The organism is Streptomyces sp. NPDC051940, assembly GCF_040680895.1.
Lineage (GTDB): Bacteria > Actinomycetota > Actinomycetes > Streptomycetales > Streptomycetaceae > Streptomyces.
Genome location: NZ_JBFAXR010000074.1, coordinates 1 through 13,099, shown reverse-complemented (window position 1 = coordinate 13,099; position 13,099 = coordinate 1). Strand labels below are relative to the sequence as shown.

The 13,099-nt window shown below is 70.9% G+C and carries 12 protein-coding genes; 6 read left to right on the top strand and 6 right to left on the bottom strand.

Features of this window, described 5'->3' with window-relative positions; translation table 11 throughout:
* Positions 1-208: 208 nt before the first annotated feature.
* Positions 209-784 (bottom strand): helix-turn-helix domain-containing protein, encoded by a 576-nt coding sequence (locus AB0M28_RS25540; protein WP_365409351.1) that lies wholly within the window; start codon positions 782-784, stop codon positions 209-211.
* A gap of 367 nt (positions 785-1,151) precedes the next feature.
* Between AB0M28_RS25540 and AB0M28_RS25535 the strand changes: the two genes are divergently transcribed.
* The 4 genes from AB0M28_RS25535 (at position 1,152) to AB0M28_RS25520 (ending at position 5,838) form a co-directional block, all read left to right on the top strand.
* Positions 1,152-2,273, top strand: a complete 1,122-nt coding sequence (locus tag AB0M28_RS25535) for an agmatine deiminase family protein (protein ID WP_365409424.1) — start codon at positions 1,152-1,154, stop codon at positions 2,271-2,273.
* A 136-nt stretch (positions 2,274-2,409) separates the two neighbouring features.
* Complete coding sequence (locus AB0M28_RS25530) at positions 2,410-3,063, top strand: TetR/AcrR family transcriptional regulator (RefSeq protein ID WP_365409348.1); 654 nt, start codon at positions 2,410-2,412, stop codon at positions 3,061-3,063.
* 148 nt (positions 3,064-3,211) lie between these two features.
* Entirely contained in the window at positions 3,212-4,615 is a 1,404-nt protein-coding gene (locus AB0M28_RS25525) for a cytosine permease (RefSeq protein ID WP_365409345.1), read from the top strand.
* Positions 4,616-4,662: 47 nt separating this feature from the next.
* The gene (locus AB0M28_RS25520) at positions 4,663-5,838 is read left to right on the top strand and encodes an agmatine deiminase family protein (RefSeq protein ID WP_365409342.1); all 1,176 of its coding nucleotides are present in this window, start codon (positions 4,663-4,665) and stop codon (positions 5,836-5,838) included.
* A 70-nt stretch (positions 5,839-5,908) separates the two neighbouring features.
* Here the strand turns inward: AB0M28_RS25520 and AB0M28_RS25515 are convergent, their stop codons facing one another.
* Together AB0M28_RS25515 and AB0M28_RS25510 are read right to left on the bottom strand one after the other, a co-directional pair.
* Positions 5,909-7,237, bottom strand: a complete 1,329-nt coding sequence (locus tag AB0M28_RS25515) for a class I SAM-dependent RNA methyltransferase (protein WP_365409339.1) — start codon at positions 7,235-7,237, stop codon at positions 5,909-5,911.
* Between the two features lie 87 nt (positions 7,238-7,324).
* Complete coding sequence (locus tag AB0M28_RS25510) at positions 7,325-9,376, bottom strand: APC family permease (RefSeq protein WP_365409336.1); 2,052 nt, start codon at positions 9,374-9,376, stop codon at positions 7,325-7,327.
* 159 nt (positions 9,377-9,535) lie between these two features.
* On the opposite strand from AB0M28_RS25510, the gene AB0M28_RS25505 reads away from it, so the two are divergent.
* The gene (locus tag AB0M28_RS25505) at positions 9,536-10,204 is read left to right on the top strand and encodes a TrkA family potassium uptake protein (protein WP_365409333.1); all 669 of its coding nucleotides are present in this window, start codon (positions 9,536-9,538) and stop codon (positions 10,202-10,204) included.
* Positions 10,204-10,872 carry a TrkA family potassium uptake protein gene (locus AB0M28_RS25500; RefSeq protein ID WP_365409330.1) on the top strand — a complete coding sequence of 223 codons (669 nt, stop codon included), beginning with the start codon at positions 10,204-10,206 and terminating at the stop codon, positions 10,870-10,872. Before AB0M28_RS25505 ends, AB0M28_RS25500 begins: the two co-directional genes overlap by 1 nt.
* 95 nt (positions 10,873-10,967) lie before the next feature.
* Here the strand turns inward: AB0M28_RS25500 and AB0M28_RS25495 are convergent, their stop codons facing one another.
* From AB0M28_RS25495 to AB0M28_RS25485, 3 genes are all read right to left on the bottom strand, one after another.
* On the bottom strand, positions 10,968-11,648 hold the full coding sequence (locus AB0M28_RS25495) for a DUF3159 domain-containing protein (protein ID WP_365409421.1): 681 nt from the start codon (positions 11,646-11,648) through the stop codon (positions 10,968-10,970).
* A gap of 80 nt (positions 11,649-11,728) precedes the next feature.
* Positions 11,729-12,127, bottom strand: a complete 399-nt coding sequence (locus tag AB0M28_RS25490) for an OB-fold nucleic acid binding domain-containing protein (RefSeq protein ID WP_365409327.1) — start codon at positions 12,125-12,127, stop codon at positions 11,729-11,731.
* Between the two features lie 91 nt (positions 12,128-12,218).
* Positions 12,219-12,902, bottom strand: coding sequence for an ABC transporter ATP-binding protein (locus AB0M28_RS25485; protein ID WP_365409418.1), 684 nt, complete (start codon positions 12,900-12,902; stop codon positions 12,219-12,221).
* Positions 12,903-13,099 lie beyond the last annotated feature (197 nt).

Here is a 13,099-nt window from a genome sequence, read left to right as displayed (position 1 = left end):
GACCCGGAAGCGGTGAGGGCGGCGAGGGACGAGGGATGCCCCTGGCAGGCAGAGGAGCCGACGGAGAACGACACGGCGGTCGCTCTCGGCGGTGGCCACACTCTGGCACTGACTGAAAATCCAGTCAAGATGCGAGCGCGAAAGCTGCCATGGTGAGTGAGTACGAGTCAGCGCGTCGGTGCCGCACCCCGCTGCGGCACGTGCGGGCTCAGCGAAGTCCGGCCAGCTCCGCGTCGATCGCACCGCGCAACAGGGCGCGCGCGTGCTCGATCCGCATCCCGCCGCCGAGCCAGCGCATGCTGAGCCCTTCCAGCAGAGCGGTGAGCCGTTCCCCCGCCGAGGCGAGGGCCACGGCACTCGCCATGGGCTGCACCTGACCCAGCAGCGCCGCCACTTCCTGCGTCCACGTCAGGGTGGCCCTGGCCAGGTCCTCGCGCAGCAGCTCGTCGAAGACGGCACTGGCCCGGAGCTCGCCCCAGGCGGCGCTGTTCTCCCGCACCTCGACGGTGTCCTGGAGCTCCAGGAGGAGCGTCTCCTCGAGTTGTTCCCGCGGGCTCAGCGGGGGCGCGTCCGCAGCCCGCTCCGTGGTGTAGCGCTCCGCGCGGTCGTTGATGTACTCCAACGTACGGCGCAGGATGCCCGAGCGGTCCTTGAAGTAGTAGTAGATGAGGGCCGTGGAGACCCCGGCCTCGGCGGCCAGCTCCTCGACGCGCAGTCCGCGGATTCCGCGCCGGGCGATCACCCGCGCAGCCGCTTCCAGGATCTGATCACTGCGGGTCGCCATGCCCGAACTCTACCCGGCGCCCTTCCGCGCTTGTCCGCTGCTCAGCCCTATCGGCGATGTTGCCCCCGGGCGATCGTGACCCCGTGGGCCACGGCGATCGCCGTTCCGGGGACCTCCGGCACGGCGCCCGCGAGTTTGACTGAAATTCCAGCCAGTGTCATGGTGCCTGACACGAGGCCGGGCCGCCTGCTGCGGGTGCCGGCGTTCTCGCTGGTGACCGGGCACTCTTCTCCGCAGGAGCGCGGCGCGGCACCGCGTTCGCACGGTCTTCCGCGACCGCACCCGCCTCCGCCCCGTCAGTCCACCCTCGGAGTCCCACGTGATCTACCTCCCCTCCCGCCGCTCCGCCCTGCGCTCCTTCGCGGGGATGGGCGCGATCGCCCTCGGCGCCTCCGCCTGCGACACCGCGGATCCCGGCCCGGTCGGCGCCACCGCGAACAGCTCGGGCCCGGACGCCGGCGAGGGCGGCGAGGGCGGCGAGCGTCGTCTGGGTGCCGAGTGGGAGAGCCACACCCGTACCTTCATGTCCTGGCCCGCCCTGGAGGCGGTCTGGGGGGACGACCTGCCCTACGTACGCGAGGACATCGCACGGATCGCGCGCGCGGTGGCGGAGTACGAGGCGGTCGTGATGATGGCCAGGCCCTCCCAGCTCAAGGCCGCGCAGCGGGCCTGCGGATCACAGGTCGAGGTCGTCCCCCTGGAGGTCGACGACCTCTGGGCCCGCGACACCGTGCCCGTCTTCGTCGAGGAGGACGGCGGGGTCGTCGGCGTCGACTTCAACTTCAACGGGTGGGGCGACAAGCAGCAGCACCGGAACGACGCCCTCGTCGGCGAGACACTGCTGGCGAGGTACAAGATCCCCCGGGTCGAGGCGCCCCTCGTCGCCGAGGGAGGCTCCTTCGAGACCGACGGCGAAGGCACCCTGCTGATCACCGAGAGCTCGATCGTCAACGACAACCGCAACCCCGGGAAGAGCCGGGACCGGATCGAGGACGAGCTCATCGCGACCCTCGGCGTGGAGAAGGTGGTCTGGCTGGCCGGCGTCCGCGGCGAGGACATCACCGACGCGCACGTGGACAGCCTCGTCCGCTTCACCGCCCCCGGCGTCGTCCTGCTCGACCAGGCGTTCCCCGGCACGCCTGCGGACTCCTGGTCCCGCTCGGCCGACCAGGCCCGCTCCGTGCTCGGCAAGTCGACCGACGCCAGGGGCCGGCGCTTCGAGATCATCGACCTCCCTCAGCCCGACCTCTACAAGATCACCGGCGAGGGGGACGACTTCGTGTCCACCTACGCGAACTTCTACGTCGCCAACGACGCCGTCTTCATGCCCAGGTTCGGGGACAGGAAGGCCGACAACCGGGCGAGGAGCATCCTCCAGGAGCACTTCCCCGACCGCGACGTCGTCCCGGTCCGGATCGACACCATCGCCTCCGGCGGCGGTGGCATCCACTGCTCCACCCACGACCAGCCCGGCAAACCGGCCGCGTGACCGCCGTCCGACCGCCCCCACCCTGATCCCGTTCGCCATGACGGCGGCCGTCGCCGCGGACGAAGCCCGGGTTGGACTGAAGATTCAGTCAGACATGAGAGACTGCCTGGGCTGCAGAACGACGACGAGGGGCGACATGGCGACCGACCGCCGAACGGCGATCCTGGAAGGGGCTACCCGAGTCATAGCCCGGCGGGGCATCCGCGGACTGCGGGTGGAGGAACTGGCGGCAGAGGCAGGGGTCTCGACCGCCCTGATCTACTACCACTTCAAGGGACGAGCGGGCATCCTGCGCCACACGCTGGAGTTCATCAGCGACCGGGCCGGGCGCTACACCGCCGGCCGGGAGGGCCCCGCCGGACCGTACGACCCCCGCCGGGAGCTGGAGCGATCACTGCTGCTCGAGTTCCAGGACGACCCCGAGGTCCGCGAGAACAGCACGGCCTGGGGCGAACTGCGCGCCAGCGCGGTCTTCGAGCCGGAACTCCGCACGGACCTGGCCCGGGCCGGCCTGACCTGGGTTCACGATGTCGCGGCACTTCTGGGCCGGGTCTGCCCCCAGGTCCCCGCCCCGGCCCTCACGGCTTCCGCGGAACGTCTGACGGCCCTCCTGGAGGGCCTCAGCACCCGCTGGCTGAGCGACGCCCTGACCTCGGCCCGCGCCCGCGAGCACATGCGGGAAGCGGTCTCCGCGGAGATCGGGCAGCTCGCCCGCCAGTGGCCCGGCGGCACCGGGGCCCGGTGCGAAGACCCGTCCACGGCGCCCACGTTCCTCGGTCACAGGTCTTGACTGAAAATTACGTCAAACCCTACGGTGGCGCAGCCCCGACAGCTTGGGAAGTCGAGGCCGTCGAGGCGGGTGGCAGACGCCTCCTTACCGAGGGGACCGCATGGGGGTAGTAACCGTGGAATCCGGAGATTCCACAGCGTCCGCAGGCATGGAACAGCACTCGATCGACTGGGTGCCCCTGGAGGAACGGCACGGGAAACCGTCACACGTGGGCGCCATCTGGTTCGTCGGCAGCCTCAACCTCACCGGTCTGGCGACCGGCGTCGTGACCCTCTCCATGGGAGCCTCGCTCGTCTGGACCGTCGTCGCCACCGTCGTCGGGTCGCTCTTCGGCACGTTCTTCATGGCGTTCCACTCGGCGCAGGGGCCGCAACTGGGCCTGCCCCAACTCGTCCAGTCACGTCCCCAGTTCGGCTACCTGGGCGCCGCCGTGACGGTCTGGGTGTTCGCCCTGGTCAACTACGTGGCCTTCAACACGTCCGACGCCCTGCTGTCCGGCCAGGCGATGAACACGCTCACCGACATACCCAACGACATCGGGTATCTGCTGGCCGCCGCGGTCGCGACCGTGATCGCCCTCTTCGGCTACGACTGGATCCACCGGCTGAACAGATGGCTCACCTGGCCCTTCGTCGTGGTCACCGCGGCCATCACCGTGGCGGCGCTGGCGGGCGGCGGCCTGCCCGCCGGCGTCTGGGACGCCGGTCCGTTCGAACTCGCGCCGTTCATGCTCGTGTTCGTCTTCGTCGCCGGCTTCCAGCTCGGCTGGGCACCCTACGTCTCGGACTACTCGCGCTACCTCAAGCCCGACGTCCCCGTCCGCAGCACCTTCTGGTGGACGTACCTGCCGAGTGCGGTCTCCGGGATCTGGGTGTTCGTCCTGGGCGCCGTGGTCTCGGCCGGAGCGCCCGAGGGCACCGACCCGGTGACCGCGCTGAAGCTCTCCGCCGACCGGCTGTTCAGCGGATTCGGCACGGTCGCCGTCGTCGTACTGCTGGTCGGTCTGCTGTCCATCATGGCGATCAACCAGTACGGCGGCAGCCTCACCATGATCTCCATCGTCGACTCGTTCCGGCCGGTCCGGCCGACGCGGACCATCCGGGCCGCGACCATCGGGATCATGCTGGTGATCGTCGGCGCGGTCTCCACCCTGGTCGGCATCGACCACTTCAACTGGTTCTTCGCGAACGTGGTCGTCGTGCTGACGTACCTGTTCATCCCCTGGACGGCCGTCAACCTGGTGGACTTCTTCTTCGTCCGCCGCGGCCAGTACGTGGTCGGTGAGATCTTCAACCCCCGCGGCATCTACGGCCGGTGGGGATGGCGCGGAAACCTCGCCTACGGGATCGGTCTGGCCTGCATGGCCCCGTTCATGGTCGTCACCGGTCTCTACGTCGGTCCCGTCGCGGAGGTCCTGGGCGGCGTCGACTGCTCGATCTTCGTCGGCCTGCCGGTGGCGGGCGGCCTCTACTGGGCCTTCGCCCGAAGCCTCGATCTGGCCACCGAACGCCGGATGGCCGGGGAGGAGGGGCTGCTGGCGCCACTCCACTGAGCGACCCGCGCGTGCACGTACACCACCTCCCCGAGAAGGAGATCGACGTGAACACACAGCACGACGGCAACGGCGACCGACCGGGCGTGAGCCGCAGAACGCTGCTGGCCCGCACCGGAGCAGCAGTGGCCGGGGTGGCCGCCGGGCCGGTGCTCGGCGGCATCCAGCCGGCCCTGGCCGCTTCCTGGCGCGTTCCCGGCGAGGAGGCGTCGCACAAGCGGACCTGGATGGCCTGGCCGTCCAGCTACACGATCTGGGGCAACCTGCTGTCCAGGATCCAGGCCGACATCGCCAGGCTCGCCAAGGAGATCGCCAAGTACGAGCCGGTCACCATGTGTGCGGACGGCTCGGCGGCCGCCTCGCAGGCCAGGAGCGCGTGCGGGTCGACGGTCACGGTGATCGGCTCGGTTCCCGTCTCGGACTGCTGGATGCGGGACACCGGCCCGCTGTTCCGGGTCGACGGAGCGGGCGGGCTGGACGCCTTCGGCCTCAACTTCAACGCCTGGGGCGAGAACGCCACCAGCTTCTACGGGATCCCCGCCGCCGCCTACGACAAGGACCGGGCGCTCGCGCAGAAGCTCGCCGCCTACGCGGGCGTCCCGTTCGCGAAGGCGGCCGTGGTCGGCGAGGGCGGTGGTGTGGAGTACGACGGCGACGGGACGCTGATGGCGACCGAGAGCTGCTGGGTGAACGACAACCGCAATCCGGGCAGGACGCGGAGCCAGATCGAGGCGGAGCTGCTCTCCCGGTTCGGCGCCTCGAAGATGATCTGGCTGCCCGGAGTCACCGGGCAGGACGTCACCGACGGCCATATCGACGGCACCGCCCGCTACATCGGCCCCGGGGTGGTCATGGTGCAGCTGGCCGGAGCGGTGCGGCCGGACGTCTGGTCCGAGAACGCCCAGGCCATCCACGACGTACTGGTGAACTCGACCGACGCCAGGGGGCGCCGCCTCCAGGTCCTCACCATCGAAGGCCCCGACGTCCTGCCCCGGATCCCGCACGGGAAGCAGCGCGAGTTCCTCAGCTCGTACATGAACTGGACCGTCACCAACCAAGCCGTCGTCACCGTCCAGTTCGGCGACACGGCCAAGGACGCGGCGGCGAAGTCCGTGATCGCGGCCGCCTTCGGCAGGCCCGTCGTCCAGCTCAACCTCGACAACCTCTACGGCAACGGGGGCGGCGGCGCCCACTGCGTGACGATGCAGGAGCCCGACCGCTGACCGACGCGCCCGGGCGGCCTGCCCGCCCGGGCGCCTCCGACCGCGGGACTGGAGAGGTTGAACGAGCGGGTCAGGCGCCCTTGCCGGCCGGCCGCAGGACCACCACGCACTCCACGTGGTGCGTGGCCGGGAACAGATCGAACACCCGCATCCACTTCGGGGCGTAGCCCGCCTCCTCGAAGTAGCGCAGGTCCCGCGCCAGCGCCGCCGGGTCGCAGGCGACGTAGGCGATGCGGCGCGCGCCCAGGGACGCGATGTCCCTGACCGTGTCGCGGCCCGCGCCCGCGCGGGGCGGGTCCAGGACCACCAGGTCCGCCGCCGTGATGCCGGTGCGCGGCAGGACGCGTTCCACCTTGCCGTGTTCGATCCGGACGCGGTCCAGGTCGCGGAGGTTGTGCTGGGCGTCCTCCACCGCGCGCTTGCCCGACTCGATGCCCAGGACCGCGCCCTTCTCGCCGACGCGCTCCGCGAGCGCCGCCGCGAACAGGCCGACGCCGCAGTACAGGTCCAGGGCCATGTCGCCCTTCTTCGGCATCAGGCCCGTCATCACCGCGTCGACCAGCAGCTCGGCGGCCTTCGGGTGGACCTGCCAGAAGCCGCCGTTGCCCACCCGGAAGGTGCGGTCGACGGCCCGCTCACGGACGAACGGGCGGCCGTGGACGCGGTGGATGCTGCCGTCCCGCTCGTGGACGCGCAGCACCGACACCGGCTTGTCGAGCTCCACGATCGGCAGCCGCTCGCCCGGGCGCGGGGTCAGGATGACCTGGCGGTCGCCCGAGCCCGTCGCCGCGATCGCCTCGACGGTGTCCATGCCCGGCCAGGTGCGCTTCTCGATGCCGAGCTCCGTGACCTCGGGGGCGGCGATCAGGCAGTGGTCGACGGGCTGGACCTCGTGCGAGCGGTGCTTGCGCAGGCCCACCCGGCCCTCGGCGTCGATCGCGTACTGCACGCGCGTGCGCCACGCCGGGACCTCGCCCTTGGCGACCTTGTCGCCCGGCGCCGGCTCCACCGTGCCGTCCCAGCCGGCCTCCTCGGGCGTCAGGCCCGCGAGCCGCTGCAGCTGCTCCGCGACGACAGCGCCCTTCAGCCGGCGCTGGGCGCCGGGTGCCACGTGCTGCCAGTCGCAGCCGCCGCACCTGCCCGGGCCGGAGAACGGGCAGGGCGCCTCGACGCGGTCCTTCGACGCCTCGTGGATCTCCACCGCGTCGGCCCGCAGGAAGCGCGAGTCCTCGTTCCCCTCGGTGATCCGCGCGGTCACCCGCTCACCGGGCAGGGTATGGCGTACGAAGAGGACCCGGCCCTCGTCCGTGCGGGCGATGCAGTGGCCGCCGTGGGCGACGGGGCCCACGGTGACCTCGTACTCCTCGCCCACGAGGGAGGGCTTGTCTGCTGCGGGCACGGGGTGGCTCCTGAGCTGGGTGGTACGACACTGGGCGGTACGACACGGATGCGACCGTCCAGTCTAAGCCGCCCGCGCCGGAGGTTCCTATCGGCGCACGCCCGCCTGGTCCTTCTTGCCCTCCGCGGCCGGGCCGCGGCGCACCGAACCGGGCGCGCTCCACTCGGCGCGGCGGCGGGCGCGGACCTTCGCGCGCTCGGAGGACTCCAGCTGGTACGGGACGGACGTCACCATCACGCCCGGCGTGAACAGCAGCCGGCCCTTCAGCCGCAGGGCGCTCTGGTTGTGCAGCAGGTGCTCGTACCAGTGGCCCACGACGTACTCGGGGATGATCACGCTGACCACGTCCCGCGGACTCTCGCGGCGCAGGCCCTTGACGTACTCGACGATCGGGCGGGTGATCTCGCGGTACGGCGAGTCGAGCACCGTCAGCGGTACGTCGATGCCGCGCTCCATCCACTCGCGCTGCAGCGCCCTCGTCTCGGCCGGGTCGACGCTGATGCTGAGCGCCTCCAGCGTGTCCGTGCGCATCAGCTTGGCGTACTGCAGGGCGCGCAGCGTGGGCTTGTGGATCTTGGAGATGAGGACGATGGAGTGGACGCGCGCCGGGCGGATCACGTCGTCGGCCTTCTCGTCGGTCACCGCGAGTTCGTCCGCCACGCGGTCGTAGTGCCGCCGGATGCCGGACATCATGGCGTAGAAGACGACCATGCCGAGGACGGCGACGTACGCGCCGTGCGTGAACTTCGTCAGCAGGACGACGACGAGCACCAGGCCGGTGAAGAACGCGCCGAAGGTGTTGATCGCCCGCGAGCGGATCATCCGGCGGCGCTCGGCCGGGTCGGTCTCGGTCCGCAGATGGCGGTTCCAGTGCCGGACCATGCCGGTCTGGCTGAGCGTGAAGGAGACGAAGACGCCGACGATGTACAGCTGGATCAGCTTGGTCGAGTCGGCGCGGTACGCGTAGACCAGGATGCCGGCGAAGATCGACAGCAGCACGATGCCGTTGGAGAACGCCAGCCGGTCGCCGCGGGTGTGCAGCTGGCGCGGCAGGAACCGGTCCTGGGCGAGGATCGAGCCGAGCACGGGGAAGCCGTTGTACGCCGTGTTGGCGGCCAGGAACAGCACCAGGGCGGTGCACGCGGCGAGGAAGACGAAGGCCAGCGAGCCGTTGCCGAAGACCGCCGCGGAGACCTGGGCGATGACCGGGTCCTGGTGGTAGTCGCCGCCGGCCGGGGTGCCGTTGATCAGGATGTCCTTGGCGGGGTTCTCGGCCATCTTCACGTCGGTGGCCATGGCCAGGCCGATGATGCCGCAGAACATCGTCACGGCCAGCCCGCCCATCAGGGCCAGCGTGGTGGCGGCGTTCTTGCTCTTCGGCTTTCGAAAGGCGGGGACGCCGTTGGAGATCGCCTCGACGCCGGTGAGGGCGGCACAGCCGGAGGAGAAGGAGCGCAGGAGCAGGAAGACCAGCGCGAAGCCGGTGAGTTCGCTGTGCTCGGCCACCACCTCGTAGGCGGCGGTCGGGGCGTGCATGTCGCTGTCCAGCACGGTCGCCTTGAAGATGCCGACGAGGATGGTCGCGAGCACGCCGGCGACGAAGAGGTACGTCGGGACGGCGAAGATCTTGCCGGACTCCTTGACGCCCCGCAGGTTCATCACCGTCAGCAGGGCGATGACCACCAGCGCCATGGAGACCTTGTTGTCGGCGATGAAGGGGACCGCCGAGCCCAGGTTCTCGATACCGGCGGCGACGGACACCGCGACGGTGAGGACGTAGTCCACGAGCAGCGCGGACGCCACCGTGAGGCCTGCGCGCGGGCCGAGGTTGGTGGTGGCCACCTCGTAGTCGCCGCCGCCGGAGGGGTAGGCGTGCACGTTCTGCCGGTACGACGCGACGACCGTGAACATCAGCACCACGACCGCCACCGCGATCCACGGGCTCCAGTGGTAGGCGCTGAAGCCCGCCACCGAGAGCACCATCAGCACCTCGCCCGGTGCGTACGCCACGGAGGACAGCGGGTCCGAGGCGAACACGGGCAGCGCGATGCGCTTGGGGAGAAGCGTTTCACCCAGTCGGTCGCTGCGCAGGGCGCGGCCGATGAGGATCCGCTTGGCTTCGTCGGTCAGTCTGGACACATGCTCGATCGTATGGCTTGCGTCAGGGGTTCGTATGCAGGGGCCCCGCCGCATGCCTGTTTCATGTACATGCGTGTGGTCCCCGGGGTGCCCGTGGTCGCATACGCTGTGTAGCTTGAATCCGCAGGACTGCTGAGAGCGACGGCCGGAAGGACGGCAGTGCACATCGTGATCATGGGCTGTGGCAGGGTGGGATCCACTCTGGCACGGACCCTGGAACAGCAAGGCCATACGGTCGCTGTGGTCGACCAGGACCCCACCGCCTTCCGCCGCCTCGGCTCGTCGTTCGGCGGCCGGCGCGTGACCGGCGTCGGCTTCGACCAGGACACGCTGCGCGAGGCGGGCATCGAGGAGGCGGGCGCCTTCGCCGCGGTGAGCAGCGGCGACAACTCCAACATCATCGCCGCCCGGGTGGCGCGCGAGATGTTCGGCGTGGAGAACGTGGCCGCCCGGATCTACGACCCCCGCCGCGCCGAGGTCTACCAGCGCCTGGGCATCCCCACCGTGGCCACCGTCCGCTGGACGGCGGACCAGATGCTGCGCCGGCTGCTGCCCTCGGGCGCCGAGCCGCTGTGGCGCGACCCCAGCGGGCGCGTGGAGCTGGCCGAGGTGCACTACTCCGCCTCGTGGATCGGCCACAAGGTCGCCACGCTGCAGGAGGAGACCGGCGTACGGGTCGCGTTCATCACCCGTCAGGGCGAGGCGATGCTCCCGACCTCGAAGACCGTGCTGCAGGACGGCGATCTGGTGCACGTGATGCTCCGCACGGACGAACTGGAGCAGGTCGAGGCCTCCTTCGCCAAGGGGCCGGAAGAGGGTGCGCACTGATGCGGGTCGCCATTGCCGGAGCCGGGGCTGTGGGCCGTTCGATCGCGGCGGAGCTGCTGGACAACGGGCACGAGGTGCTGCTCATCGACAAGACGCCGTCGGCGATCTCGGTGGAGCGCGTGCCGCGCGCCGAGTGGCTGCTGGCCGACGCGTGCGAGATCACCTCGCTGGACGAGGCGGCGCTGCACCGGTGCAACGTCGTCATCGCCGCCACCGGTGACGACAAGGTCAACCTGGTGGTGTCGCTGCTCGCGAAGACCGAGTACGGGGTGCCGCGGGTGGTCGCGCGGGTCAACAACCCGCGTAACGAGTGGCTCTACAACGAGGCGTGGGGCGTCGACGTCGCCGTCTCGACGCCGCGCCTGATGTCGGCGCTGGTCGAGGAGGCCGTGAGCGTCGGCGACCTGGTGCGGCTGCTGCGCTTCAGCCACGGCGACGCGAACCTGGTGGAGCTCACGCTCCCCCAGGAGTCGGCGCTGACCGGGACGCTGGTGGGGGACGTGTCGTGGCCCCAGGACACGTCGCTGGTCACCATCATCCGGGGGAGCCGGGTGCTCACTCCCAAGCCGGAGGACACCCTGGAGGCCGGGGACGAGCTGCTGTTCGTGGCCGCGCAGGACCGTGAGGAGCAGCTGGAGGACCTGCTGTCCGTCCGCCACGAGGCCTGAACCCGCTGAACCGTACGAAGGCCCCGCCCGGTGACCGGGCGGGGCCTTCGGCGTGCTGCGGGCCTGCGGCGGGTGGAGTACGCCGGGCGGCGGGGTCAGCCGTCGGAGCGCTCACCGGCCGCGCGGGCGGCCTCACGCTCCTTCTCCGCCTTCTCCTCCGCCTCCATCTCCGCGATCACGTCGATCGGCGGCGGGGCCTTGGCCAGGAAGATGTACGTCAGATAGACGCAGAGCAGCATCGGCGGGATGCCGAGGGCCACCCGGAGCCAGCCCAGCTGGGTCGCGTCGCCCCAGAAGTAGATCGGGAACGTGACCGCCGACTTGGCCAGCAGGATCAGGCCCCAGGCCCAGCTGGCCTTCGTGTACGCGACCTTGCGGCCGGGGTTGCGCGTACGCCAGGAGAGGTTCTCCTTGAAGACCGGGCCGAGGATCAGACCGATCAGCGGGACGCCGAAGGCCGCGGTCGCGCAGTACGCGACGGCCAGGCCCAGGGTGTAGAGCATGCCCGGCAGATAGAAGTTCTTCGCGTCGCCGGACATCATCGCGAAGACCGCGCCGATGGCCACTCCGAAGACGCCGCTGAAGGCGTGCTTGACGGTGTCGCGGCTGATCAGCCGGGCCACGGCCAGCACCGCCGAGAGCGCCAGCGCGATGATCGCGGAGAGATGGATGTCCTTCTGGACGGTGTACGTGGCCACGAAGACCAGGCCCGGCACCGTGGTCTCCACCATGCCCCGCACCCCGCCGAAGGCGTCGAACAGGGCGGCCTTCGTCACCTCCTGCGAGGTGGCCGCGGCGTCGACCGGCGGCTGCTGGTCCTCCGGCTCCACTGGCCTCTTGTCCAGGGATGTCACGCCTACTCCTGTCCGGTGGGTCGCAGTTCGTACTTCGGGTTGAAGAGCACGCGCCGGCCGTGGCTCATCGCGACGCGGCCGGAGGCGATCATGCGCCGGCCCGGTTCCACTCCGGCGATGGAGCGGCGGCCCAGCCACACCACATCGAGTGAGTCCTCGCCGTCGAAGAGCTCCGCCTGCAGGGCGGGTGTACCCGCCCGTGGCTGCATGGTCACCGTGCGCAGGGTGCCGGCGACCTTGACCACCTGGCGGTCGTGGCACTCCCGGATGGGCGCGCAGTCCTGCTCCGCGGCGTCCTCACCGGGGAGGACGTCACCCTCGGGCTCGGGGGCGCTGCCGGAGATACGGCTCATCATCCGGCGGAACCTGCCGGTCGGCGGTGGAGAGCTGCGCGGACTCATGCGGGCAGGGTACCTGGCCACGGGGGCCGGTTTCACGGCGCGCGGGGGCCGGGGGCGCTCCGGCACCCGGCGCCCCGCCGCGGCGGCGGCCTCAGGCCGGCGGGGCGTGCTCCTCGACGATCTGGCCGTCGACCAGCTCCAGCACCCGGTCCGCCAGGTCGAGCAGCGCCGCGTCGTGGGTGGCCACGACGGCCGTGACGCCCTCGCTGCGTACGACGGCGCGCAGCAGCTCCATCACCGCGTGGCCGGTGTCGGCGTCCAGCTGGCCCGTGGGCTCGTCGGCGATGATCAGGGCCGGCTTGTTCGCCAGGGCCCGGGCGATGGCCACGCGCTGCTGCTGGCCGCCGGACAGCTCACCGGGGCGCTGCTCCGCGTGCTCGGCGAGGCCGACGAGGGAGAGCAGCAGCCTGACGCGTGCGTCGCGCTCGCGCGGATCCGTACGGCGCAGACGCAGCGGGACGCCGACGTTCTCGGCGGCGGTCAGGATGGGGATGAGGCCGAAGGACTGGAAGACGAAGCCGATCCGGTCCCGGCGCAGCTCCAGCAGCCCGCTCTCGCCCAGCCCGCCCAGATCCGTACCGTCGATGACGATGCTGCCGCCGTCGGGGCTGTCGAGGCCGCCGACGATGTTGAGCAGCGTGGTCTTGCCGGAGCCGGAGCGCCCCTTGAGGGCGACCAGCTCACCCCGGCGCACGGAGAACGAGACCCCGCGCAGCGCGTGCACGGCGGTGCTGCCGCTGCCGTACGTACGGCGGACGTCCTCGACGACGACCATGGCCTCGTCCGGTGCGCGCCCCTCCAGCACCGCGGCCCGCTGCTTCCCGATCCCTGCGCCCATCGCGTACTCCCCCGTGTCAGGTCTGCGCTGCGGCCGACGTTACAGGGCCTTCGGCCGTCGTTGCTCGGCGTCGATCATCTCCCCCGCCAGCCGCCGGTACGTCTCGTCGGCGCTCTCGCCCGTCTCGGGGTTGA

Bases quoted from the DNA above. Each gene is read 5' to 3' on its own strand.
- AB0M28_RS25540 (WP_365409351.1), bottom strand. From the start codon at position 784: ATGGCGACCCGCAGTGATCAGATCCTGGAAGCGGCTGCGCGGGTGATC.
- AB0M28_RS25535 (WP_365409424.1), top strand. From the start codon at position 1,152: ATGGGCGCGATCGCCCTCGGCGCCTCCGCCTGCGACACCGCGGATCCC.
- AB0M28_RS25530 (WP_365409348.1), top strand. From the start codon at position 2,410: ATGGCGACCGACCGCCGAACGGCGATCCTGGAAGGGGCTACCCGAGTC.
- AB0M28_RS25525 (WP_365409345.1), top strand. From the start codon at position 3,212: ATGGAACAGCACTCGATCGACTGGGTGCCCCTGGAGGAACGGCACGGG.
- AB0M28_RS25500 (WP_365409330.1), top strand. From the start codon at position 10,204: ATGCGGGTCGCCATTGCCGGAGCCGGGGCTGTGGGCCGTTCGATCGCG.
- AB0M28_RS25490 (WP_365409327.1), bottom strand. From the start codon at position 12,127: ATGAGTCCGCGCAGCTCTCCACCGCCGACCGGCAGGTTCCGCCGGATG.
- AB0M28_RS25485 (WP_365409418.1), bottom strand. From the start codon at position 12,902: ATGGTCGTCGTCGAGGACGTCCGCCGTACGTACGGCAGCGGCAGCACC.